The organism is Bacteroides sp. NSJ-39 (genome assembly GCF_014287315.1).
Lineage (GTDB): Bacteria > Bacteroidota > Bacteroidia > Bacteroidales > Bacteroidaceae > Bacteroides > Bacteroides finegoldii.
In genome coordinates this window covers 51,592-74,414 of sequence record NZ_JACOOB010000007.1, presented here as the reverse complement: position 1 = coordinate 74,414, position 22,823 = coordinate 51,592, and the positions used below count along the sequence as shown (strand labels likewise).

24 protein-coding genes, 2 tRNA genes and 1 pseudogene are annotated in these 22,823 nt (G+C 40.5%); 10 read left to right on the top strand and 17 right to left on the bottom strand.

Going from position 1 to position 22,823, the window contains the following annotated elements:
- Positions 1–58 precede the first annotated feature (58 nt).
- Positions 59–964 carry a helix-turn-helix domain-containing protein gene (locus tag H8S63_RS10155; RefSeq protein ID WP_186926683.1) on the bottom strand — a complete coding sequence of 302 codons (906 nt, stop codon included), beginning with the start codon at positions 962–964 and terminating at the stop codon, positions 59–61.
- Between the two features lie 248 nt (positions 965–1,212).
- A complete protein-coding gene (gene mnmE / locus H8S63_RS10150) occupies positions 1,213–2,610 on the bottom strand; it encodes a tRNA uridine-5-carboxymethylaminomethyl(34) synthesis GTPase MnmE (RefSeq protein ID WP_186926786.1) in 1,398 nt (465 codons plus the stop codon).
- A gap of 130 nt (positions 2,611–2,740) precedes the next feature.
- On the opposite strand from mnmE, the pseudogene H8S63_RS10145 reads away from it, so the two are divergent.
- Positions 2,741–4,207, top strand: a pseudogene (locus tag H8S63_RS10145) (histidine kinase dimerization/phospho-acceptor domain-containing protein).
- A gap of 58 nt (positions 4,208–4,265) precedes the next feature.
- On the opposite strand, the gene H8S63_RS10140 reads toward H8S63_RS10145, so the two are convergent.
- The 4 genes from H8S63_RS10140 to H8S63_RS10125 all read right to left on the bottom strand — a co-directional run bounded on the left by H8S63_RS10140 (position 4,266) and on the right by H8S63_RS10125 (position 8,255).
- Complete coding sequence (locus tag H8S63_RS10140; protein ID WP_007748128.1) at positions 4,266–5,144, bottom strand: nucleoside phosphorylase; 879 nt, start codon at positions 5,142–5,144, stop codon at positions 4,266–4,268.
- 157 nt (positions 5,145–5,301) lie between these two features.
- Complete coding sequence (floA, locus tag H8S63_RS10135) at positions 5,302–6,303, bottom strand: flotillin-like protein FloA (RefSeq protein ID WP_007748127.1); 1,002 nt, start codon at positions 6,301–6,303, stop codon at positions 5,302–5,304.
- Positions 6,304–6,346: 43 nt separating this feature from the next.
- Positions 6,347–6,817, bottom strand: coding sequence for an NfeD family protein (locus H8S63_RS10130; protein ID WP_022276613.1), 471 nt, complete (start codon positions 6,815–6,817; stop codon positions 6,347–6,349).
- 16 nt (positions 6,818–6,833) lie between these two features.
- The gene (locus H8S63_RS10125) at positions 6,834–8,255 is read right to left on the bottom strand and encodes a tetratricopeptide repeat protein (protein WP_186926682.1); all 1,422 of its coding nucleotides are present in this window, start codon (positions 8,253–8,255) and stop codon (positions 6,834–6,836) included.
- 183 nt (positions 8,256–8,438) lie between these two features.
- On the opposite strand from H8S63_RS10125, the gene H8S63_RS10120 reads away from it, so the two are divergent.
- Positions 8,439–9,185 carry an ATP-binding protein gene (locus H8S63_RS10120; protein WP_007748120.1) on the top strand — a complete coding sequence of 249 codons (747 nt, stop codon included), beginning with the start codon at positions 8,439–8,441 and terminating at the stop codon, positions 9,183–9,185.
- Positions 9,186–9,188: 3 nt separating this feature from the next.
- Positions 9,189–9,560: a DMT family protein gene (locus tag H8S63_RS10115; RefSeq protein WP_007748119.1), complete on the top strand. Its 372-nt coding sequence runs from the start codon at positions 9,189–9,191 to the stop codon at positions 9,558–9,560.
- Between the two features lie 67 nt (positions 9,561–9,627).
- Here the strand turns inward: H8S63_RS10115 and H8S63_RS10110 are convergent, their stop codons facing one another.
- The 7 genes from H8S63_RS10110 to H8S63_RS10085 form a co-directional block, all read right to left on the bottom strand.
- Entirely contained in the window at positions 9,628–10,554 is a 927-nt protein-coding gene (locus H8S63_RS10110; protein WP_186926785.1) for a site-specific integrase, read from the bottom strand.
- A 226-nt stretch (positions 10,555–10,780) separates the two neighbouring features.
- Positions 10,781–11,386 carry a hypothetical protein gene (locus tag H8S63_RS10105; RefSeq protein ID WP_255467645.1) on the bottom strand — a complete coding sequence of 202 codons (606 nt, stop codon included), beginning with the start codon at positions 11,384–11,386 and terminating at the stop codon, positions 10,781–10,783.
- Positions 11,387–11,403: 17 nt separating this feature from the next.
- Positions 11,404–11,607, bottom strand: coding sequence for an aspartyl aminopeptidase (locus H8S63_RS20330; protein WP_007748112.1), 204 nt, complete (start codon positions 11,605–11,607; stop codon positions 11,404–11,406).
- Between the two features lie 325 nt (positions 11,608–11,932).
- Positions 11,933–12,226, bottom strand: a complete 294-nt coding sequence (locus H8S63_RS20085; RefSeq protein WP_229091208.1) for a hypothetical protein — start codon at positions 12,224–12,226, stop codon at positions 11,933–11,935.
- Complete coding sequence (locus H8S63_RS10095; RefSeq protein ID WP_229102214.1) at positions 12,198–12,542, bottom strand: hypothetical protein; 345 nt, start codon at positions 12,540–12,542, stop codon at positions 12,198–12,200. The genes H8S63_RS20085 and H8S63_RS10095 overlap by 29 nt, the downstream gene beginning before the upstream one ends.
- A gap of 728 nt (positions 12,543–13,270) precedes the next feature.
- Complete coding sequence (locus H8S63_RS10090) at positions 13,271–13,615, bottom strand: hypothetical protein (RefSeq protein WP_186926681.1); 345 nt, start codon at positions 13,613–13,615, stop codon at positions 13,271–13,273.
- A 3-nt stretch (positions 13,616–13,618) separates the two neighbouring features.
- Positions 13,619–13,918 (bottom strand): septum formation initiator family protein, encoded by a 300-nt coding sequence (locus tag H8S63_RS10085; protein WP_007748091.1) that lies wholly within the window; start codon positions 13,916–13,918, stop codon positions 13,619–13,621.
- A gap of 158 nt (positions 13,919–14,076) precedes the next feature.
- Here H8S63_RS10085 and H8S63_RS10080 point away from each other — a divergent pair, with 158 nt between their 5' ends.
- Positions 14,077–15,936 carry a DNA polymerase III subunit gamma/tau gene (locus tag H8S63_RS10080; RefSeq protein WP_186926680.1) on the top strand — a complete coding sequence of 620 codons (1,860 nt, stop codon included), beginning with the start codon at positions 14,077–14,079 and terminating at the stop codon, positions 15,934–15,936.
- Between the two features lie 77 nt (positions 15,937–16,013).
- On the opposite strand, the gene H8S63_RS10075 is transcribed toward H8S63_RS10080, so the two are convergent.
- Together H8S63_RS10075 and H8S63_RS10070 are read right to left on the bottom strand one after the other, a co-directional pair.
- Positions 16,014–16,247 (bottom strand): PspC domain-containing protein, encoded by a 234-nt coding sequence (locus H8S63_RS10075; RefSeq protein ID WP_007766317.1) that lies wholly within the window; start codon positions 16,245–16,247, stop codon positions 16,014–16,016.
- A 216-nt stretch (positions 16,248–16,463) separates the two neighbouring features.
- Entirely contained in the window at positions 16,464–17,390 is a 927-nt protein-coding gene (locus tag H8S63_RS10070) for an AraC family transcriptional regulator (protein ID WP_186926679.1), read from the bottom strand.
- A gap of 176 nt (positions 17,391–17,566) precedes the next feature.
- On the opposite strand from H8S63_RS10070, the gene H8S63_RS10065 reads away from it, so the two are divergent.
- The 3 genes from H8S63_RS10065 (at position 17,567) to H8S63_RS10055 (ending at position 19,643) form a co-directional block, all read left to right on the top strand.
- The gene (locus tag H8S63_RS10065) at positions 17,567–18,391 is read left to right on the top strand and encodes a carboxymuconolactone decarboxylase family protein (RefSeq protein ID WP_082436461.1); all 825 of its coding nucleotides are present in this window, start codon (positions 17,567–17,569) and stop codon (positions 18,389–18,391) included.
- A gap of 42 nt (positions 18,392–18,433) precedes the next feature.
- Positions 18,434–19,000, top strand: coding sequence for a sugar O-acetyltransferase (locus H8S63_RS10060; protein ID WP_022276620.1), 567 nt, complete (start codon positions 18,434–18,436; stop codon positions 18,998–19,000).
- 76 nt (positions 19,001–19,076) lie between these two features.
- Positions 19,077–19,643 carry a flavodoxin gene (locus H8S63_RS10055; protein WP_186926678.1) on the top strand — a complete coding sequence of 189 codons (567 nt, stop codon included), beginning with the start codon at positions 19,077–19,079 and terminating at the stop codon, positions 19,641–19,643.
- A gap of 210 nt (positions 19,644–19,853) precedes the next feature.
- Here H8S63_RS10055 and H8S63_RS10050 read toward each other — a convergent pair.
- Both H8S63_RS10050 and H8S63_RS10045 read right to left on the bottom strand, forming a co-directional pair.
- Positions 19,854–19,927: transfer RNA gene (locus H8S63_RS10050), tRNA-Asp, on the bottom strand.
- A gap of 55 nt (positions 19,928–19,982) precedes the next feature.
- Positions 19,983–20,056: transfer RNA gene (locus H8S63_RS10045), tRNA-Asp, on the bottom strand.
- 442 nt (positions 20,057–20,498) lie between these two features.
- Between H8S63_RS10045 and purU the strand changes: the two genes are divergently transcribed.
- From purU to hisA, 3 genes are all read left to right on the top strand, one after another.
- A complete protein-coding gene (gene purU / locus H8S63_RS10040) occupies positions 20,499–21,356 on the top strand; it encodes a formyltetrahydrofolate deformylase (RefSeq protein WP_007748072.1) in 858 nt (285 codons plus the stop codon).
- Complete coding sequence (gene hisH, locus H8S63_RS10035; RefSeq protein WP_186926677.1) at positions 21,356–21,952, top strand: imidazole glycerol phosphate synthase subunit HisH; 597 nt, start codon at positions 21,356–21,358, stop codon at positions 21,950–21,952. The genes purU and hisH overlap by 1 nt, the downstream gene beginning before the upstream one ends.
- A gap of 80 nt (positions 21,953–22,032) precedes the next feature.
- Positions 22,033–22,752 (top strand): 1-(5-phosphoribosyl)-5-[(5-phosphoribosylamino)methylideneamino]imidazole-4-carboxamide isomerase, encoded by a 720-nt coding sequence (gene hisA / locus H8S63_RS10030; RefSeq protein WP_007748069.1) that lies wholly within the window; start codon positions 22,033–22,035, stop codon positions 22,750–22,752.
- Positions 22,753–22,823: the final 71 nt, after the last annotated feature.

The following is a 22,823-nucleotide window of genomic DNA, read 5'->3' as shown; positions in this document are numbered from 1 at the left end:
TTGTTTGGTGCAAAGGAATATGGTGATTCAATGGTGGTAACATTCACCGATAAATAACTTATTCAATCTTTGGGGCTTCAAGCAATTTATCCAATTCGGGTTTGGATATAAGCGTGTATTTGCCCTTCTTGACCTTTGGGATATTATGATACTTCGCATAATGATAGAGTTGATCACGGGTGAGATTGAATTTCTCTATTGCTTCGGCTACCGTATAATATTGCGGTTCTTCGGGTGCTGCCACGCCTTTGGCTATATCCACGTGCTTCTTGGAATAGTACACCATAATACCCTCTTTCTTCTTCGGGATGGCATTCTTGGAAACGAAAGTGTAGATAGCTGATAAAGTCATGCCGAATTTCTCCTGCATTTCCTGTGTGCTGTACCATTCGGTAATATCGGGATTCGGGGCTTTCTTGGCAAAGTAAGCGTCCATGTGCTTCTTGCTCCAGTAGGTCTTACCACGCTTGAAAGTCCGAGGAATGTTGTTTTTCTTGGCTACCAAAAATATCCATGATTCGTTTACATGATATTTCTCTTTCACTTCGGCAGTGGTGTAGAAGTCGGTGATAGGAGCTTTCTCTTTTGTTGGAGTATGGAACTCTGTTGGATTATTGAATAACTCATCAATATTCTCTTTCTTCAAAAGGTATTTGAAGCCCAAACGAGTGACCTTTAATTCACCTCGTTTAATGTATCCGTAAACGGTAGGTCGGGTTACTCCGAGATAGATTGCAGTCTCAGTAATTGTGAGAAATGGCTTGTCTTTGATTCTTTCAATGGGCTTTTCATCAATCTTCTTATTCACGAATTGATTATTAGCCTTGATAGCTTCGTCACGCTTTTTCTTTTTATAAAGAGCGTTGGCGCATTGTTTGGAACAACATGCCGTTGTTGTTTTCTGGGCGATAAACTCTTTACCACACCAAGCGCAAATTCGCTTAATTTTCAGGTTACTGCTCATTTTAATTCATCTTTATTTCTCCGTTATTACTGTAAATTCCCGTAAAACCGTGTAAAATGGCGTATAGTTTCTCTACTACCTTTCTACAGGATTTTCAGTTTAACAAGCGAGCAACAAATACGGTACAAAAATGAGCTAAAAAAGCCCTATAAACGATAACCATCGCTTATAAGGCTAAAAAGAAAGGCACTCAAAATGAACGTCTTAATAATCGTTGATGATATATGCTAATTGTTGGTAATCACCACTTACTTGCCGATGCAAAAGTGCTGAAAGATATTTTGCAGTACCATATCGTTAGTCACTTCTCCTGCAATATCGGAAATGAAAAAGATACATTCACGTATGTCTTGTGAAAGGAAATCCCCTGAAAGATGTGAGTCAAGTCCATTTTGTACTCTATGAATAGCATCTAAAGCTTTGCTTAAGGCTTCGTAATGTCTTACATTTGTTACGATGACATCATTTTGTGTTACTGTTGGCAAATGCGCAGCATTGATAAGCATTTTTTGTAATTCATTAGTGTTCTCTCTTCGTTTAGCTGAGATGTAAATATGCTCTGTAGATTCTTGTGGGAAATTCTCCAATAAAGCTGATAAATTACTTTTTTGTACATCTTCAATTAAATCAGCTTTATTGAATACTACGATCAAGTGCTTTCCTTCACAACGTGGGATAATCTTTTTTGATAACTGTTCAATTTGAGATGCGGCGTTTACAGAATCCACCATCCAGAGTACAATTTCTGCTTGATCTAACTTTTGGAAAGTACGTTCAATACCTAAACTTTCGATCTTGTCATTAGTTTCCCGGATTCCGGCAGTATCAATAAACCGGAAAGTAACTCCTCCAATACTAATAGTATCCTCAATAACATCGCGTGTTGTCCCATGAATATCACTGACGATAGCCTTATCTTCATTCAATAAAACATTCAATAAAGTAGACTTTCCCGCGTTCGTTTCACCGATAATTGCTACGGGAACACCACTTTTGATAGCATTACCCACATTAAAGGATTGTACTAGACGAGAAATGACTTGTTCTATCTCATCTGCTAACTTTTTTAATGCCGACCGATCTGCAAATTCAACATCCTCCTCGCTGAAATCCAATTCCAGCTCAATCATAGAAGTGAAGTTCAATAGCTTGTTGCGTAAATCAGTTAATTCTTTGCTGAAGCCACCCCTCATCTGACTCATGGCTAGCCGATGGGTAGCGGCAGATGAGGATGCGATTAAATCGGCAACGGCTTCTGCCTGACTTAAATCCATTTTTCCATTGAGAAATGCCCGCTGCGTATATTCTCCCGGTTGAGCCATGCGGCAACCCTTTTTGATCAGCAGTTGTAGCACCTGTTGAAGAATGTAAGAAGAACCATGACAAGTAATTTCCGTGCTATCTTCTCCCGTGTAGGAATGAGGCGTGCGAAAAAGGCTGACAAGTACTTCGTCGATAATTTCGTCTCCGTCGTATATACGTCCGAAAGTCAAAGAATATGGCTTTTGGTCACTAAACAATTTGTCCGGTTTTGCCGGTTTGAATATAAGGCTGGTGATGGAAATTGCTTCCGGACCGGAAACACGGATGCTTCCGATAGCACCGCCTTGAGCGGTAGCAATAGCACAGATAGTATCTTGGTTCATCATATTTCTTTTTGGAGACTGCAAAGATAATTGTTTCTCATCAAAAAAGATAAGATTCTGTACAACTTGTACTTTATTTGTTTATATTTGCTGTGTGCGGTGATATGCCAAATGAAATAATATAATGCTTATGGAGCCAGACACAAATTTATATTCCCAAAGTGAGAATAGTGAAATCATACGGGAAAATTCACAGAAAATACTCTCTGTACTTGCTGCACACCAAATTGCTTTGTGGGAATATGATATATCTACAGGAAAGTGTTCCTTCACGGATGACTATTTTCGTACATTAGGCTTGAAAGAAGCTGGAATTGTTTTTAAAGATATCGATGATTTTTATCGCTTTGCCTATCCGGAGGATGTGAAGGCCTATCAAACAGCTTTTTCCAAGATGCTTGCATCGGATTCAAAAATATCACAGATTAAAGTACGTTGTGTGTAGGCAAGCATGGTGAAGTGATCTGGCTGGAAGATCATTTTCTGTCTTATAAGGGTACTCAGGACGGACGTCTTGCTGATAAATTATTGGCATATACGGTAAACGTCACTTCGCAATGTGAGAAAGAACAGCATATCAATCATCTGGAAGAGCACAATCGTAAGATAATAGAGGCGTTGCCAGAATTCATTTTTATTTTTGATGATAATTTTTTTATTACCGATGTGCTGATGACACCGGGTACCGTTTTGCTTCATCCGGTGGAAGTGTTACGTGGTGTAGATGGGCGAGATATTTATTCTCCTGAAGTCAGTGATCTGTTTCTGTGTAATATTCGGGAGTGCTTGCAAGATGGAAAATTAAAAGAAATAGAATACCCACTTGAAGTAGATGGAAGCCGAATTATTTTCAGGCACGTATCGCCCCCTTTGAAGGGAATAAGGTACTTGCTCTGATACACGATATCGGTGATCGGATTCGTTGTTCGCAAGAGTTGATCGAAGCTAAACGGCGGGCGGAAAAAGCTGACAAGATGAAATCTGTCTTTTTGGCAAATATGAGTCATGAGATTTGTACTCCGTTGAATGCTATTGTCGGTTTTTCGGAAATAATTGCGGTGACAGAGAACGAAGAAGAAAAGCTGCAATATTTGGAGATCATTCAAAAGAATAGCAATTTACTGTTACAGTTGATTAATGATATTCTGGACTTGTCACGTATAGAATCCGGAAAATCGGAAATGCACTTCCTGCAGATTGAAATCTCAGGGCTGGTAGAGGAAGTGGAAAAAGTACATCAGTTGAAGATGAAAACAGATGTAGAATTGAAAGTTATCCGCCCGGAAGGAGAATATTGGACATCTACCGATCGTAACCGGGTGATGCAGGTACTTTTCAATTTTTTGTCGAATGCCATAAAGAGTTCGTGAAAAGCCGGATTTGATTCTGATGGATATCCGTATGCCGGTGATGGACGGTATTCAAGCTACTGAAAAGATACGTACCATTTTCCTTTCCGTACCTATTAATTGCGGTTACGGCATACGCTTTTTATACGGAACAGCAACAAGCCATTCAAGCCGGATGCAATGCTGTGATCTCCAAGCCTTATTCTTTGGAAAAACTGAAAGAGACAATTGAATCTTATATCGGATAAACGATAAAAAGTCAGTGTCACCATCATAGCAGAATGGTGTCGCTGACTTTTTATATATTTATATTCTGTCAAGAACAGTCTTAATCAACGTATCAATGGTATTTTTATATCCGGTGTTGGCTTCCTTAATCAGTCGATTGGCAATCACCATACAGACAGTCATAGCTTTATGTCCCATCAGCCGACTGAGACCAGCCAAAGCCGAACTCTCCATTTCGAAATTGGTAATCTTGAATCCTTTATACTCAAATGCTTCGATTTTGTCGTTTTGTTTCGGATCTGCCAAAGGAACACGCAGCTCACGTCCTTGTGGACCGAAGAACCCTCCGGCGGCAATTGTAACGCCACGTACCATATCGTCTTGGGCAATCCGTTCAATCAGTTCCTCGCTTGCATCAATTACATAGGGAGCAGGAGCACACATATTTCCCATCCATCCCATGTGATTAAGAAAAGCACGCTCGAAAGGCAGATCACATACCTCATTGCGTCCGGCGTAGAAATTCAATAAACCGTCGAAGCCGATAGACTTCTGGGAACAAACGAATGTACCTACCGGAGTATTGGGTTGCAAACCGCCGCATGTACCGATGCGTACTAATTCCAATTGACGGAACTCATCCTTTTCTTCTCGTGTATTGAAATCAATATTAGCCAGTGCATCCAACTCATTCATGACAATATCGATGTTGTCACAACCTATTCCGGTGGAAACTACGGTGATTCGTTTTCCTTTATACGTACCTGTAACCGTCTTAAACTCGCGGCTTTCCACTTCGCATTCTTTATTTTCAAAGTGAGAAGCTACGAGTGCTACACGTCCCGGATCGCCTACCAAGATTACTTTATCTGCCAACCATTCAGGTTTTACGTGAAGGTGGAATACCGAACCGTCTTCGTTGATAATTAATTCAGAGGATGGAAAGTACTTTTTCATGCTATTAAAAGGCTTTAGTTTTACAATATGTTGCTGCTATAAAAATAAAAACACCGGAACCGGATTTAAGTTCAGAAGAAGACTCTTTCTTTTCCGTTAGGAAAGGGGAGTACATCTTGAGACTGAAATGAAATCAGATTCCGGTGTTTGTTGTAACTTATTTGCTCAAAGGCTGATTCCCTGCATTGCCTGCTGCCGGTTTGGCAATCGTTTCACGCATGGAGGTGTCAGCTTCGATATTCTTCATCCGGTAATAATCCATGATACCCAAATTACCGCTACGGAAAGCTTCTGCCATTGCTTTCGGAACTTCCGCTTCCGCTTCGATTACCTTTGCGCGTGCCTCTTGTGCTTTCGCTTTCATTTCCTGTTCGGAAGCTACAGCCATAGCACGGCGTTCTTCTGCTTTTGCCTGAGCGATATTCTTGTCTGCATTAGCTTGGTCAATCTGTAAAGCGGCACCAATATTCTTACCTATGTCGATATCCGCGATATCAATAGATAGAATTTCGAAAGCAGTTCCAGCATCCAGTCCCTTACGGAGTACAAGTTTGGAGATAGAATCCGGATTTTCGAGTACCGATTTATGATTCTCGGAAGAACCGATCGATGAAACGATACCTTCACCTACACGGGCGAGGATTGTATCTTCTCCGGCACCGCCCACCAATTGACGAATGTTGGCACGTACCGTAACACGAGCTTTGGCAATCAACTGGATACCGTCTTTTGCGACAGCCGTTACCGGAGGAGTATCAATCACTTTCGGGTTAACGGACATCTGTACAGCTTCAAATACGTCACGTCCTGCCAAGTCAATAGCGGTAGCCATCTGAAAAGGCAGCTCAATATTCGCTTTTGATGCGGATACAAGCGCATGGACCACTTTTTCGACATGTCCACCGGCTAGATAGTGTGCTTCCAGTTCATCACGTGTGATGTTTTTCAAACCGGCCTTGTGAGCTTCGATCATGCCCGGTACGATGATATACGGCGGAACATTACGGATACGCATTAAAAATAATTGTATCAGCGAGATGTGTACTCCCGATACTTTGGCCGACAACCACAGGAAGAACGGCACGTAATGGAAAAATATTATCAGGAAGATAATACCTCCGGCTATCAGAAAGATAGGCAAATAGAAAGATGTTTCCATTGATAGTTTGTATTAAGTGAATATTATTTCTGTAAAAGAATAATTATTTTCTGTGTTTCTCAACCATAATTGTTCCGTCACTGATACGGTTGACGATAATCGGAGTCTTTTCGTCCAGAAAACCGTCCATCGACTTTACTTCCACAATGTTACCATTGATTTCCGCATAACCGATTTGTGCGAGGCGGGTAGTACTTATACCTGTATCACCTACTTTTACACTTTGTTCTGCGCTGCGGTCTACTTTCGAATCGATGTCTTTTTTCAAAGCCAGCTTATCCAGCATCTTTGAGCGCATAAACCAGATCAGTGAACCGATACAGGCAATGGCCGATATGCCCAAAGTGATAAATCCTCCCGCCATTCCAATATTTGCAAACGCATAATAGTTGGCATAGATAATGCATCCCAGTGCTGAGATTCCAGCCAGACTAATGCCGGGAATAACGAACAGTTCTACCAGGAACAGTATAACTGCGGTAATAATGAGAACGGCGATAATGAGTATATCCATAGTTCAGGGTTATTAATTATTTTGTTTTTTCTGCATTACGCACATTTATTTCGAGAGCTGCCAATTCCTCTGACATCTGCAATATCCGCTTTTCCAGGTCGAGGATAGCAGGAGCCATTCTCTCTTTTCCCTGTTTATTGCCGGTGGAATACTGTTGTCGCAAGTTGTTCAGTTTTTCTTCCTGTTGCAGATAATCTTTTTCCATTTGTCGGTAACGCAGGAAAAGCTGTTTGGCTTTGGCGGACTTAAAGTCAGTCATCAGGTAATAAGTTGTATTATCGTCAATGACAAATTCAAAATCGACCTTTCGACGTTCTTTGGGCTTATGGTTGATAGCGGCTTCCAGACGTTGCAGGGCTTCTGCAACCGTTTGTTTATCTTTCCAGGTTTCTTTCAAAGAATGGATTTGTGCCAGCCGAATCATCTGCTTCCGATCCATCGCTTCGTAGTTGTAAGTCTGTTTTGAATTATTGGGAATGAATACATAGATACATACCTTTCCTTCCGGTTGGAAACGGTCGGAAGCGAACCAGCCCAGATTGTTATATTCGTCAATGACGTACATATAATCATTGTATGGAGAATTGAACGGCATACCCACGTTTTCCGGTACTAAATAAGTATCGGTATTGGTATTGTAACGGGTGACAAAAATATCATAACCTCCCAATCCTTCACCGTCACTGGCATAATAAATAGTCACACCATCTGCCATTACATAAGGATAGTTTGCGTTTCCTGCATCATTGATACTACCCGGCAGTGGTCGTCCGTTGCTCCATTCATTCTGCAACTTGTTTTTGGAAAGTATATCCAGACTACCTCTTTCACCCTTCTCGCTGTAATAGATTTTATTCCCGATTTCAGTTTCGTAGACAGTACCTTCGTGATCTCCTCCTGTTTGGAAGAACTCGTTGAAAGTAAACAGTTTTCCCGATTCCTCACTAATTTTATAAGCATTCAGAAACGTTGCTTTATCTACAACGAAACTGTCGATAATACAAACATCTTCAACACCTTTCAACATACGGAGATCAGCTTTGCTCTTTTCCAGTAGTTTCTCTGCTTCTTCGGTTGCTCTTTTACGCTTCTTCAAATCAGCGATATACTCTTCAAAACATTCTACTGCCTCTTCGAAACGATATGTTCCGTTATAAGCCTGTCCTAAATAAAGCTGTCCGCTAGCTACACGCTTCTTGACTGCCATTTCGAGAGGTTTCACCGCTTCTTCGGCTTCTCCGGTTTTCAGGCAGCACACGCCATACCAATAGTTGTAGTTTCCGTTGGACAGTTGAGATTTTACGTACCTTTTAAAGACAGGTTTGGCTTTCTCATATTCGCCTTTTGTGAACAAAGCGCGTGCCTGTTCCAATGTTTGCGCAGAAACTTCGCATAAGAAGAGACTACAAAATAGAAATAGAATATATTTTCCTTTCATCGTTTTTAGCATTTATGGGTGGCAGATTATTTAAAAGTATTGTTGCTTTTGGAAATCTGCCAACTAATCAATTGCTCAAAAGTACAAATTTATTAGAAATAAACCCTTTTTCAGAGATTCTATTATGTTAATTCTTCTTTAAATCATTCTTTTCGCTTACTTTTGCAGCCGATTTTTGAAGATATGACACAATTTACCGAAGAAGAGAAAGCCATTCGCCGCATTGAACGGCGGTTTAACAAAGGAGTGGTGCAATATGGGCTGATAGAAGAGGGGGATAGAATACTCATCGGACTATCGGGCGGGAAAGATTCGTTGGCGCTTGTAGAGCTGCTGGGAAAACGCGCACGTATCTACAAACCTCGCTTTTCTGTCATTGCAGTTCATGTGGTGATGACGAATATTCCTTATCAGAGTGATACGGAATACCTGAAAGCGCATTGCGAAGCGAATGGAGTGGCTTTTGTGCAATATGAAACTTCTTTTGATCCTTCTACAGACACCCGTAAATCTCCTTGCTTTCTTTGTTCTTGGAATCGCCGTAAAGCATTGTTTACGGTGGCCAAAGAACATGGCTGCAATAAGATTGCTTTAGGACACCACATGGACGACATTTTGGAAACTTTATTGATGAATATTACTTATCAAGGGGCATTCAGTACAATGCCGCCCCGATTGGTGATGAATAAATTCGATATGACGATTATCCGTCCGATGTGTCTGGTTCACGAGTCGGATTTAATAGAATTGGCAGCTTTGCATCATTATCTGAAGCAGATGAAGAACTGCCCTTATGAATCGCAATCCAGCCGTAGTGATATGAAAGGCATTTTACGGCAATTGGAAGCGATGAACCCGGAAGCGCGTTATAGCCTTTGGGGAAGTATGGCGAATATACAGGAAGATTTATTACCGAATAAAATTGATTGAGTTATGAAAGGATTCTATACTATTTTACTATTGATTGTGTCCAATATATTTATGACCTTTGCTTGGTACGGACATCTGAAAATGAGACAGGAATATAATTGGTTTGCCGCTTTGCCCTTGATAGGAGTAATTACATTCAGTTGGGCAATCGCTTTTTTTGAATATTCATGTCAGATTCCAGCGAATCGCATTGGGTTTATAGGTAATGGTGGCCCTTTTTCATTGATGCAATTGAAAGTGATTCAGGAAGTTATCACTTTAATCATCTTCACATTGTTTACTACTGTGTTCTTTAAAGGAGATGCGTTGCATTGGAATCATTTAGCTGCATTTGTGTGTCTGATTGCGGCGGTGTATTTTGTGTTTATGAAATGAGTCCTTTTTAAAGAATATAAGATTATAGGATAAGTGCTATACTTGCTAGACTTATCCTATTTTCGTATTACTTGATAGATTTAAAAACCTTATCAATGCATCGCTTCTTCTGTTCCATGTTTGGATGAACATAGAGATTTAATGTAGTAGTGATATCTGAATGTCCAAGTATTACACTTACAGTTTTGTAGTCGCAATTGCTTTCAATGCAACGTGTGGCGAAACTGTGGCGCAGTCCGTGAAATTTTAGTGGGGGAATATTGAGTTGTTCCATCATTCGTTTGTAATAGTTACGATAGGTACGCGGCTCAGTTGGTTTCTCTTCATTAGTAAGTACATAGAACTTGCCATTTACGATTTTTTTTAACGGGCGTAGCATCTTTAATAATTCCTTGTTCATAGGAATGTCACGAATAGAATTCTGAGTTTTAGGTGTGCCGATAATGATTTCCGTATGTCTTTTTTCTCCGTCCAATATGTAAATTCGTTCAATCGTTTTCCGAATACATATTACTCCATTGATAATATCTATATCATCCCAAGTTAGTGCACAAATTTCACCGATTCTAATTCCTGTAGTCAGACAAATATAGATGCCTAAGTTGCGGAAAGTGAAGTGATTGCTTATATACTGTAGAATTGCTTTGTGATTAGCGATGTTGAGTACATTTAGTTGCTTGTTTTCCTGTGGTGGCGGGAATTTGATACACCAATCCTGATAGGACAATATACCAAGTTTTGCTCCAAACTTCATAACCATTTTTAGTACAATGAGTATATCCTTTACACTTTTTGCGCTTAGTCTTTGCTGAAGTTTCTGTAAGACAAACTCTTGTACTTCGTTTTCGAGTAACTCATACTTATCTCCAAATGTAGGAAGTATGTGATTTTCTAAAATTAGGGCATACGCTGAATATGTTGAACTTTTCACATATTTACGTTTGTCTTCTTTCCACATAATGGTAATTTCTTTAATCGTTTTCTTTGCTGTTATGCTTTCATAATTTAAATAGATTAATATTCTTGTAAGATATTAATTAAAGAAATAAAGTCTCCAAAGATAACGAATAATATCCAAATATTTAGATGTAATGCTATTTTTTTATAGAAAGGTACATTTCTTGATCTCTTGTTTTACTTCGAAGTGAATAAATGTGAAAAATGGAGAAAAAAGAGAATATTTTCTTTCATCTCCATTTTCGTTTAATGGTTTTGTAGAATTAACTGCGCATCCAGTTAGAACCACAATCACCGGAGCAGCCGCAACTGTTGGTGCATACTTCCCAAGTTGTGTCTTTCAATTGTTCCATTGTCCTACCATATTTCTCATTGATGGCAGCAAGATTTGTTAATTTAAAGTTCATTTCTTTGAGTATTAATGATGATATATCCTGTTTATGGTAAGGATAATTAACCGTATTTTTTGTTGGATGCTTCCAAAAAGCAACTAAAAAACGGATTAGATTATAGAAATCTTTTGTTCCACAACTCTCTCGAGAAGAGTGCATAGCCCAACAAGGAATTCCCACTTTTACCCATCTCATTTCTGTCTGGGTCTGTAAAAAGGCGCTAATTGTTCTTCCTGTTCTGAAATCAGAGTGGGATGTTTCTTTTTGGAAAGGGATACCTGCCTGTTTACATAAGTCTTGAAATACTGCTGAGGATAAAGCAGTGGTAGCATAGTGCATATTGGCGTCATATTTAATCGTTATACCTTTGTTGATTACAGGTGAGCAAGTCGGATCTTCACATTCCCTATAATTGGGATGAGTAGCAAAAGATACGTTCAGCGATACGGTAAAAAAATTATGCAGCATTTTTATCATATCATCCTCGTTTCCGTTCATGCTTTAGTCAATACATTCCTAAAGAATGGAGTATCCGCCCCTCCTAATGCAGAATTTGTTTCTTCTTCCGCATCGAAGAAAGCTACCATGTTGCTTGCGTTGTTTTTTGCATTTGTTTCCATCAGGGCATGATGGGCTGCGTAAACCATCGTCCTATCATCCATGAAGTTGTCAATGCACGGATTTTTGTAATCATACACGTATAGGAATTACGTTTGTATATATCTCTGTTTGTAATAAATTTCCACCAGAATACGTAGGGCATACCGGTTCAAGTATCCAACCTTTGCATCGCGTATCCGACAGATAACGAGGGGAGGATAGATCGATGTTGTCCGTCTTTATATCTTTCTCTTTTTTTTCTTTGTTCATGAGAAGACCAGTCCTTAATAGCTCCATGTATGAGCGTACCGTTGGTTGTTGCGTAGCAGATATATTTGGTCGGCTATGTTTGCGCCCATAACCATTCGCAAATTTTTTTAATTTGCGGGATGTCATGAACGGTTCTTCGCTGTGAAATAGTATTTAGACATAGTCTATTCCTTCCTTTATGGCACGTTCAAAAGTCGATTTGATACCTGTTTGGTCTATGTCTATCGACATTACGGCTTTCCCTTTTATGTGCTCGTTGCAATAAATGCGGTTTAAATTGCGGGCTTCCGTCATATAAAGGGTATATGTGCATCTTTTGACCGCTTTTCCTTTCTTGTTTGTAAGTGTTACGTTTTCTATCAATGTCGTTACATCATCTATACGGTGATTCTGCATATATTCGAGTGCACCGGAGATTTCAAGTAGTTTGTCCCCTCTCTCCATCATAACTTTTAGATAGTTTTTTCCCTTCCGGACCATTCATGGTTTCGTTGAATAAAGACCGCATGGCTTTCTCGTCTTCGTCATTGTTTTCTTCCGGTGGATTGAAAGGGTTGACTGTAGTGTCTATCGGGACATGAGATGTAAGCGTTGTGCCATATTGGACAGTACTGTTATTCTTTTTGATAATGAGAAAATATATAAGCCAATAGGCTATCATTGCTACCCAACCGAGAAATAGCATGGCTATGCAACTGAGTGCTTTTATCCATTTGGATACCGGGATATTTTTCCATGCATGGATGGCTGTGAAAATATCCAATGCGACTAAAATGATGCCTAAAATCAGTAATACTCTGCCATGATGTATAATAAAAAGTGTCCCCGATTGATTAACGAATCGGTGACACTTTTAGTGCATATTGCCCAATAAAAGCGTTTATGTATGTGTTTATTCTTGCTTCGCATCTTTTTTATTTCTTTTGAATAGGGCGAGAAGAAGTCAAATTCTAAAATAGTGGATATTCTAGCTAATGTGTCGGTGTCCACTGAATATTTTATATACGTTTGTTCTGCTGCATGACAGACGCTGGGTCAACCACACAACAGTCCGTTGTCGTTTTTCCTTCCTTACTTGTGCAAGTCTTTCTTTATGACCTTTACTTTATAGTTGAATGAGCGGTCATTTCACTTGCAATAAGGGTATTTGTTGCCTTATTCTTCCTATATTCTTGTGATAATACGGCATTGTTCTTTGGTTGGATATTAGTTATTTCTATGAGCTCACTATTGTGAGCTGAAAGGCTAACACTAGTGGATATATATGTCCATTGATGTTAGCTTATTTGTTCACATTAGTGAGCTCTTGTAAATATCAAGAGCTTTTACTGAGAATGTTAAGAAAGTATCTGTGGAATGACTATATGTTAAATGATGAGACACCTGAGAGCATAAGTAACCCTCAGGCTTGCTATCATAACTGAAAAGCCGATGAATAAAGGAATGCAGGTGATTTATGAGAGTATGAGGGTAAAATGCGCAAAACTTTTTTTAGTTGGCTTTTTTTTTCTCTTCTTCCTGCGGGATGCGGAAAGCTGTATAAAGTTCGAGTATGGCGGCAATTGTAAGACAAGCAATCCATTCGTTACCACGTGTTGTGAACATGAATGCTCCGGTGAGAATCAGGGCTAATGCTCCGAATATTTGTTGAATGCGTAAACGTTTCAAAGTTTTGCTTTTACCTTTGATGGGTGTGTTCACTTGTGCCAGTGCGATAAAACCGGCACCGACAGTGTATATGTAGGGAGCATACGCCCATCCGGTGATAAATACGGCAGCTCCGGCAAGAGTCATTATAGCGCCGACAACGAACAGTGCGGGTATTAATTGTTTCATTCTCTATTCTTCTTCAAAAACGTAAATATCTTCGTTGGGTTTCTTCATCAAGTACTTTTCGCGGGCTATCTGTTCGATTGCATCCGGATTGGTACTTATTTCGTTGAGGCGTTTCGTATTCTCTTCATAATCTGTGCGATACTTTTCTATTTCTTCTTTTAGCTGACTGATTTCGCGTTCATATCCGAGACGGCGCACCAAACTGTTCTCATCCAGAAAACCTATGATGACAGCGAATGCGACAATGGTAATAAGATACTTCCGTCTGCATATGAAATTCCAAATACTGATTAGCTTACTCATAACCTACCTTTATAAATATCCGCAAAGATAAAACTAATAACTTAAAAACTTATCTCTTCCGCTTTAAAACTTCTTTCTCTATCCCTTATTACTTATCACTTTTTTATGTACTTTTGCACTGAAAGCAAAAAATAAAGAAAAATAGAGGAATCCCGGATATGGAAAACTATATTGTATCAGCCCGTAAATATCGTCCGTCCACTTTCGAATCGGTGGTGGGACAACGGGCGCTGACCACTACGCTGAAAAATGCGATTGCTACTCAGAAACTTGCTCATGCTTATTTGTTCTGCGGGCCACGCGGAGTCGGAAAGACTACGTGCGCACGTATCTTTGCCAAAACCATTAACTGCATGACGCCTACTGCTGATGGCGAAGCTTGCAATCAGTGTGAGTCTTGTGTGGCTTTTAATGAACAACGGTCGTACAATATCCATGAACTGGATGCTGCTTCCAATAATTCGGTGGACGATATCCGCCAATTGGTGGAGCAGGTGCGTATCCCGCCACAGATCGGTAAATATAAGGTATACATTATCGATGAAGTACATATGCTCTCCGCATCTGCTTTCAATGCTTTTCTGAAAACGCTGGAAGAGCCTCCCCGTCATGCCATCTTTATTTTGGCTACAACGGAGAAACATAAGATTCTTCCGACCATTCTTTCCCGTTGCCAGATTTATGATTTCAACCGGATTAGCGTGGAAGATACTGTGAATCACCTTTCTTATGTCGCTTCAAAAGAAGGAATTACGGCAGAGCCGGAAGCATTGAATGTGATTGCCATGAAGGCGGACGGTGGTATGCGCGATGCTTTGTCTATTTTCGACCAGGTGGTGAGTTTTACCGGAGGTAATATCACATACAAGAGCGTAATTGATAATCTGAATGTACTTGATTACGAATATTATTTCCGTCTGACCGATTCTTTTCTTGAAAATAAGGTAAGTGATGCATTGTTACTTTTCAATGATGTGTTGAACAAAGGTTTTGACGGGAGTCATTTTATAACCGGTTTGTCTTCTCATTTCCGTGATTTGCTGGTAGCTAAAGATGCAGTGACATTGCCTTTGTTGGAAGTAGGAGCGAGCATACGCCAACGCTATCAGGAGCAGGCACAGAAATGTCCGTTGCCTTTTTTGTATCGGGCGATGAAGCTCTGTAATGAGTGTGATTTGAATTATCGTGTCAGCAAAAATAAGCGTTTGCTGGTAGAACTGACCTTAATACAGGTTGCGCAGCTTACCATTGAGGGGGATGATGTGAGTGGTGGGCGTAGCCCTAAAAAGACTATAAAACCCGTATTCACCCAACCTGCCGCAGCACAGCAACCGCAGGTGACTTCTGCTGCTTCAGCGTCTCAGACTGCTGTTCATCAACAAACGCCTGTTCGTCAGCCGCAGACACCTGTGGCAGCGCAGGTGGTATCATCGTCTACATTATCATCATCTTCTTCTTCTTCTTCGAATTCCACTACTTCCGTTCCGTCTCAAAGTGCGGGAATTGCTCAGGGAGGGCAGGGAGAACGGAAGATTCCTGTCATGAAGATGTCCAGTCTGGGGGTATCTATCAAGAATCCGCAGCGTGATCAGGTTGCTCAGAAAGAAACGATGCCACAGCCTGGTAAAGTACAACAGACTGTAGAAGAGGATTTTATCTTTAATGACCGTGATTTGAATTTCTATTGGCAGCAGTATGCCGGTCAGTTACCGAAAGAGGAAGATTCTCTTACGAAACGTATGCAGATGCTTCATCCGGTACTGCTCAATAACTCGACGACTTTTGAGGTAGTAGTGGACAATGAGATTGCTGCAAAGGATTTCAGAAATCTGATTCCTGAATTGCAGAATTATCTTCGTGTCCAGTTAAAGAATAGTAAAGTGGTGATGACAGTGCGGGTTAGTGAACCAACAGAAACGGTACGTCCTGTCGGCCGTGTAGAAAAGTTTCAGATGATGGCTCAAAAGAATCAGGCATTAATGCAGTTGAAAGACGAGTTCGGATTGGAATTGTACTAGTCCTTAATGGAGGGGTATAAAAATGAGCCACATTCGATTGATTATTGTTTGATAAGAAATCGGATGGGCTCTTGGTCTTAATGTAATCTGTTGTTCATGCGGTTTTCATATCCGTCTGAAGGCATTTTGTAAGGCATGACAATCCACAAGATAATATAGATGATTACACCAGCGAAAGCTGTGAAGAATGTGGCTAATACGTATACGATTCTTAATAAAGTTGGGTCCCATCCAAAATATTCGGCTATTCCGGCACATACACCTGCAATCATTCGATTGGAAGATCGGGTCAGTTTCTTTTCATTTTCCATATTTATTGTATAATTGTTTAGTATAAGTTTGTAACTTATCAGAGTTTACTTTATCTATTGTTTATGACTTTTATGGGGCTGAGTTCTTTCCATGCTCTAATCGATAAAAGTGCTTTGCGCAAAGATATAATAATTAGTTGGTATAATTCTATTTCTTATATTTTTCTTCTGCCTGCTGCCCTCTATATAAATTCTATAAATAAATATGGGAGCGAGTTACTCATGGATGTTATTTTCGTATAAAGACTGATTCTGTGAGCGGAATTCATTGGGAGTACAACCCGTAACCCGTTTGAACATCCGGCTTAGATGCTGCGGATATTGGAATCCCAATCTGTAAGCAATTTCACTTGTAGTCTTGTCTGTTGCCAGCAAATCCTCTTTGGCGCGTTCGATCAGTTTATTTTGGATATATTCCGAGGCGGTTTGTCCCGTCTGTTTTCTAATCATATCTCCGAAATAGTTGGCTGATAGAAATACTTTGTCGGCAAAGTATTTAACGGTAGGTAATCCCTCTCGCAGTGGAGTCTCGTTGTCGAAATACTCATCCAGCAACCGCTCGAAACGGACGATGATGTCTTTGTTCACTTCTTCGCGTGTTGCGAACTGTCGTTCGTAGAAACGCATACAATAATCGAGCAGTAGTCCGATATTGGCACAAATTAACCGACGGCTGTGCTTGTCTATATTGTGTTTCAGTTCTATTTCAATCTTATGCAGGCAATCCATCACGGTCTCCCGTTCCTCCTCTGAAAGGTGTAGTGCCTCACGGGTTTCGTAGGAAAAGAAAGAATAGTTCTTGATCTCCTGACCGAGTGCCGTGCCACGAATCAGATCGGGGTGAAACAGGATGCCATGAGCGTTTGGTTGGACATCTTTAATCATCTTTGTCTCTACTATTTGGCCTGGAGCAAAGCTGACAATCGTACCATCCTGATAGTCGTAACTCTGACGCCCATACATGATATTCCCGCAGTAGGTATCTTTCAGGTAAAGAGCATATACACCGTAGTTGATTTTGCAATGTTCCGGCCATTGCGTTGCTTTTGACAGATCAACAACACTAACCAACGGGTGTCGTGTTTCAAGTCCGAAAAGTTTGTTGTATTTATCTATCTCATCAAGTTTAATAACCTCTTCCATAATCCTTTCTTTAATTTTCTTTATCGCAAATATAACTTATTTCATTTGAATTATGTATGGCTTTATTACAGAATCGAGGATTTGGGTACAAATATCAGTAAATCATATACAAGCTCACTCGTTTTATCGCAGTAAATTTGCAATCAGAAGTTTAACAATGAAAAAACGAAATGATTATGAATAAACTCCTATTATTTTCAGTATTCAGTATTTTAACACTCAATGTTATGGCACAGGAAAAGATTGTACAGACGGCAGGACGCGACCAGTTAGGAACGTTTGCCCCCAAGTTTGCGGAACTCAATGACGATGTCCTCTTTGGAGAAGTTTGGAGCCGCACCGATAAACTCAGTCTGCGTGACCGCAGTTTAGTAACCATTACCTCTCTTATCAGTCAGGGAATCACGGACAATTCGCTCGTATATCATCTTCAGTCAGCAAAGAAGAACGGCATCACCCGTACGGAGATCGCAGAGATTATCACTCACATAGGTTTCTATGCAGGTTGGCCGAAGGCGTGGGCGGCGTTCAATTTGGCAAAAGGAGTATGGTCTGAAGATACTGCTGGTGAAGATGCCAAAGCAGCTTTCCAGCGTGAGATGATTTTCCCCATCGGGGAACCTAATACAGCCTATGCGCAGTATTTTATTGGTAACAGCTATCTTGCTCCGGTTTCGCGCGAGCAGGTGAACATCTCTAACGTTACTTTTGAGCCGCGTTGCCGCAATAACTGGCATATCCACCGTGCGACGAAAGGTGGCGGACAGATGCTTATCGGTGTAGCTGGTCGCGGTTGGTATCAGGAAGAAGGCAAACCGGCGGTGGAGATTCTGCCTGGCACGGTTATTCATATTCCTGCTAACGTGAAACACTGGCACGGAGCTGCTGCTGACAGTTGGTTTGCTCATTTGGCTTTCGAGGTTTCCGGCGAAAACACTTCCAATGAGTGGCTTGAATCGGTTACGGATGAAGAGTACGATAAACTCGAACGGACTAAGTAATGATTTTTGCTAATTCTGTTTTATCTTTTAAAAAGTAATAATATGACTACCGAGGAATTTAAGGAATATGTAAAGACGCGCAAGGCGCTCAATACAGAAGAAATACATCGTTTGATGGATGATATGAGCAATGAGGCAAGACGTATCACCTTTCAGCTGAATACAGCATATCATACACCGGACGAAGTGCGCCGATTGCTCTCCGGGTTGTTCGGTTATCAGGTTCCGTCGTCGCTCCGTGTCTTTCCACCGTTTTATACGGATTTCGGTAAGAATATTGTCGTTGGTGAGGGTGTGTTTATTAATGCTTGTTGTCATTTTCAGGATCATGGTGGCGTGACTATTGGCGACGGTTGTCAAATCGGGCATAACGTTGTTTTTGCTACACTTAATCACGGGTTGGTTCCGAAAGACCGTAAAACGACTTATCCTGCACCTATTGTACTCGGTAGGAATGTATGGATAGGTTCTAACGCGACGATTCTTCAGGGAGTGACTATCGGTGATAATGCCGTTGTAGGTGCCGGAGCTGTGGTAACGAAAGATGTGGCAGCGAATACGGTTGTAGGTGGTGTTCCTGCACATTTTATCAAAGTAATAGAAGAATGAAAATGTCTGTGGGGTTACTCCATCGTGGCAATGTTTAAACTAATTAGTGATAAGAAATATTTAAAATTTAAATAAAATGAAACAGATTATATTCATATTTATGAGTCTCCTTTGCTTTAGCTGTTCATCAAAAGCGCAAAACCAGACAGCAGATGCCAATGTACGATCTGATAAGAAAATCCTAGTCGCCTACTTTTCCTGTACTGGAACTACAGAAAAAGTAGCTGATGTCATTGCAAAAACGGTTGGCGGCAAACTTTATAAGATAACTCCCGCTACAGCCTATACCTCGGCAGATCTCGACTGGAACAACAAAAGTAGTCGTAGCTCAATTGAAATGACGACTGAAAATTCACGTCCGGAATTGGGTGGAGATGTGCTTGATTTGAAAGATTATGATGTGGTATTTCTCGGTTACCCGATATGGTGGAATTTATGCCCGCGTCCAGTCAATACATTCCTTGATAAATATGATTTTTCCGGTAAAACCGTTATTCCATTCGCTACTTCCGGAGGAAGCTCGATAGCTAACAGTGTAAAACAGCTCAAGAAACTTTATCCCAAAATCGTATGGGGAGAAAGCCAGTTGCTGAACGGAAGTGGCAAGGAAGCGGGAGAGTGGGCAAGACAAGTAATCAGGTAACTGCATGGAAGAGCGTAGAATTACTGTCTGTTTCAAATCTATTCTATGAGATTGGTGTAATGCTGTACGGCAAATGGCAGGTAAGTTACTGGGGATCTCTTTATCTTGTTTCAAACAAATGGCGAGATAAGTAAAACAAAACACCCGATTTTACTTATGGGGGTAAAATCGGGTGTGTTTTTGTAATTTGCTGATAATCAGTATCTATTGCGGTGCGTACGGGACTCGAACCCGTGACCCCATGCGTGACAGGCATGTATTCTAACCAACTGAACTAACGCACCAGAATTTTAATTGGATTAACTCATTTCTATTCTCTTTGCTTCTTAATGAAAGAAGCGGTGCGTACGGGACTCGAACCCGTGACCCCATGCGTGACAGGCATGTATTCTAACCAACTGAACTAACGCACCAGAATTTCAATTTATTAATCTGCATCTCTCTCGATTGCGGGTGCAAAGGTAGTTGTTTTTTGTAAACCTGCAAGCGTTTTGAGAAAAGATTTTTTCAATAAAAAAAGAGAAAAATGCTTAGTGTCTCATTTTGAGTGCTTTTGTAATGAAAAAAAATATTCGTTTTCCTTCAGATCGAATAGTAAGGAGAACCGATCTTTATAGTGATACTATTGCGATGAAATGCCGCCACTATCCGAAGGCAATGGTGTCACTATCCTAAAGTTGGACATTCTTTTCAAATAAAATGGCTCCCGATATCTTTCTATCTGTAAGAAATCACCGTTTTTATATCAACTTTCTGCTTGATTAATTCGTAATTTTGCAATAAATCGTTATTTTTGCGGACTAAAATTAAAAAGGTAGAAAAGATTCTGCCTGGAATCGTTAATTAGTAAAAAGAATGATGACAACAGCCAAACTGTTATTGCACTGTCCCGACAAACCGGGAATCCTTGCGGAAGTGACAGACTTTATTACGGTAAACAAAGGAAATATTATCTATCTGGATCAGTATGTAGATCATGTAGAGAACATCTTCTTCATGCGTATTGAATGGGAACTGAAAGATTTTCTGGTTCCACAGGAAAAAATTGAAGATTATTTCAGAACACTCTACGGGCAAAAATATGAAATGGATTTTCGTCTTTATTTCTCTGATGTAAAACCACGTATGGCTATTTTCGTATCCAAGCTGTCGCACTGCCTTTTCGATATGCTGGCCCGGTATACGGCAGGAGAGTGGAATGTAGAGATACCTCTTATTATAAGTAACCATCCGGATTTGCAGCACGTGGCAGAACGTTTCGGAATTCCTTTCTATCTGTTCCCTATCACCAAGGAGACGAAAGAAGAACAGGAGCGCAAAGAGATGGAACTGCTTGCCAAACATAAGATTACATTTATCGTATTGGCACGCTATATGCAGGTGATCTCCGAACAGATGATTAACGCTTATCCGAATAAGATTATCAATATTCATCACTCTTTCCTTCCCGCGTTTGTAGGGGCGAAGCCTTACCATGCAGCTTTCCAGAGAGGAGTAAAAATTATTGGTGCAACCAGTCATTATGTAACGACCGAGCTGGATGCCGGACCGATTATTGAACAGGATGTAGTGCGCATCACTCATAAAGACGCCATTGAAGACCTCGTAAATAAAGGAAAGGATTTGGAGAAAATCGTTCTTTCGCGTGCAGTGCAGAAGCACATCGAGCGCAAAGTCTTGACTTACAAAAATAAAACTGTAATATTTAGCTGATGAAAGTAGCAGTTGTAAAATACAATGCCGGCAATATTCGTTCTGTAGATTATGCCTTAAAGCGGTTAGGTGTAGAAGCGGTGATTACTGCTGATAAAGAAGAACTCCAATCGGCTGATAAAGTTATTTTTCCCGGAGTGGGAGAGGCGGAAACTACCATGAACCACTTGAAAGCTACGGGACTGGACGAACTGATAAAGAATCTCCGTCAACCTGTATTGGGAATTTGTCTCGGTATGCAGTTGATGTGCCGGTATTCCGAAGAAGGAGAAGTCGATTGTTTGAATATCTTCGATGTGGACGTAAAACGTTTTGTCCCGCAGGAACATGAAGATAAAGTGCCTCACATGGGATGGAACACCATTGGGCAAACGAATAGCAAATTGTTTGAAGGCTTCACCGAAGAGGAGTTTGTCTATTTTGTGCATAGCTTCTATGTGCCGACCTGCGACTTTACTGCTGCTACAACTGACTATATTCATCCGTTCAGTGCTGCGTTGCATAAAGATAACTTTTATGCTACCCAGTTCCATCCGGAGAAAAGCGGCAAGACAGGAGAGAAGATTCTGACAAATTTCTTGAACCTCTGCCGGTAACAGTATGGATGATGTGTCATGAAAAACATTTCGATGTTTGAAATAAATATTTAGTGAATCGTCAAATAGTAAATAAATAGATGATAGAAATTATTCCAGCCATTGATATTATTGATGGAAAGTGCGTACGTCTTTCCCAGGGAGATTATGATAGTAAAAAGGTATATAATGAGAACCCGGTGGAAGTAGCTAAAGAGTTTGAAGCGAACGGTGTTCGCAGGCTTCATGTGGTAGACTTGGACGGCGCTGCTTCTCATCATGTCGTTAACTATCGGGTGTTGGAACAGATTGCGACACGTACTTCTCTCGTTATAGATTTTGGCGGTGGAGTAAAGAGCGATGAAGATTTGAAAATTGCTTTTGAGAGCGGTGCGCAGATGGTAACCGGAGGAAGCATTGCGGTGAAAGACCCGGAATTATTCTGTCATTGGCTGGAAATATACGGCAGTGAGAAGATCATTTTGGGAGCAGATGTAAAAGATCATAAGATAGCCGTCAATGGTTGGAAAGACGAAAGCGCCTGTGAGCTTTTTCCGTTTCTGGAAAATTATATGGATAAAGGTATACGAAAAGTAATCTGTACGGATATTAGCTGTGATGGAATGCTGAGTGGTCCTTCTATCGATTTGTATAAAGAGATGTTGGCTAAATTCCCCGATCTCTATCTGATGGCCAGTGGCGGGGTAAGCAAGGTGGATGATATTGTTGCTTTGGATGAGGCCGGTGTTCCCGGAGTTATTTTCGGTAAGGCATTGTATGAAGGCCATATCACCTTACAAGATTTGAGAATCTTTTTATAATTCGCATATCAGAATATACCTTATATAATAAGGAGAAGTTATATAAGAGGATTTGATGTAATAAGAAAAAT

What these genes read in the sequence shown, in the direction of transcription:
- H8S63_RS10155 (WP_186926683.1), bottom strand. Translation starts at nt 964, where the DNA reads ATGAGCAGTAACCTGAAAATTAAGCGAATTTGCGCTTGGTGTGGTAAA.
- mnmE (WP_186926786.1), bottom strand. Translation starts at nt 2,610, where the DNA reads ATGAACCAAGATACTATCTGTGCTATTGCTACCGCTCAAGGCGGTGCT.
- H8S63_RS10140 (WP_007748128.1), bottom strand. Translation starts at nt 5,144, where the DNA reads ATGAAAAAGTACTTTCCATCCTCTGAATTAATTATCAACGAAGACGGT.
- floA (WP_007748127.1), bottom strand. Translation starts at nt 6,303, where the DNA reads ATGGAAACATCTTTCTATTTGCCTATCTTTCTGATAGCCGGAGGTATT.
- H8S63_RS10130 (WP_022276613.1), bottom strand. Translation starts at nt 6,817, where the DNA reads ATGGATATACTCATTATCGCCGTTCTCATTATTACCGCAGTTATACTG.
- H8S63_RS10125 (WP_186926682.1), bottom strand. Translation starts at nt 8,255, where the DNA reads ATGAAAGGAAAATATATTCTATTTCTATTTTGTAGTCTCTTCTTATGC.
- H8S63_RS10120 (WP_007748120.1), top strand. Translation starts at nt 8,439, where the DNA reads ATGACACAATTTACCGAAGAAGAGAAAGCCATTCGCCGCATTGAACGG.
- H8S63_RS10115 (WP_007748119.1), top strand. Translation starts at nt 9,189, where the DNA reads ATGAAAGGATTCTATACTATTTTACTATTGATTGTGTCCAATATATTT.
- H8S63_RS10105 (WP_255467645.1), bottom strand. Translation starts at nt 11,386, where the DNA reads ATGATAAAAATGCTGCATAATTTTTTTACCGTATCGCTGAACGTATCT.
- H8S63_RS20085 (WP_229091208.1), bottom strand. Translation starts at nt 12,226, where the DNA reads ATGATGGAGAGAGGGGACAAACTACTTGAAATCTCCGGTGCACTCGAA.
- H8S63_RS10090 (WP_186926681.1), bottom strand. Translation starts at nt 13,615, where the DNA reads ATGAAACAATTAATACCCGCACTGTTCGTTGTCGGCGCTATAATGACT.
- H8S63_RS10085 (WP_007748091.1), bottom strand. Translation starts at nt 13,918, where the DNA reads ATGAGTAAGCTAATCAGTATTTGGAATTTCATATGCAGACGGAAGTAT.
- H8S63_RS10080 (WP_186926680.1), top strand. Translation starts at nt 14,077, where the DNA reads ATGGAAAACTATATTGTATCAGCCCGTAAATATCGTCCGTCCACTTTC.
- H8S63_RS10075 (WP_007766317.1), bottom strand. Translation starts at nt 16,247, where the DNA reads ATGGAAAATGAAAAGAAACTGACCCGATCTTCCAATCGAATGATTGCA.
- H8S63_RS10070 (WP_186926679.1), bottom strand. Translation starts at nt 17,390, where the DNA reads ATGGAAGAGGTTATTAAACTTGATGAGATAGATAAATACAACAAACTT.
- H8S63_RS10065 (WP_082436461.1), top strand. Translation starts at nt 17,567, where the DNA reads ATGAATAAACTCCTATTATTTTCAGTATTCAGTATTTTAACACTCAAT.
- H8S63_RS10060 (WP_022276620.1), top strand. Translation starts at nt 18,434, where the DNA reads ATGACTACCGAGGAATTTAAGGAATATGTAAAGACGCGCAAGGCGCTC.
- H8S63_RS10055 (WP_186926678.1), top strand. Translation starts at nt 19,077, where the DNA reads ATGAAACAGATTATATTCATATTTATGAGTCTCCTTTGCTTTAGCTGT.
- purU (WP_007748072.1), top strand. Translation starts at nt 20,499, where the DNA reads ATGATGACAACAGCCAAACTGTTATTGCACTGTCCCGACAAACCGGGA.
- hisH (WP_186926677.1), top strand. Translation starts at nt 21,356, where the DNA reads ATGAAAGTAGCAGTTGTAAAATACAATGCCGGCAATATTCGTTCTGTA.
- hisA (WP_007748069.1), top strand. Translation starts at nt 22,033, where the DNA reads ATGATAGAAATTATTCCAGCCATTGATATTATTGATGGAAAGTGCGTA.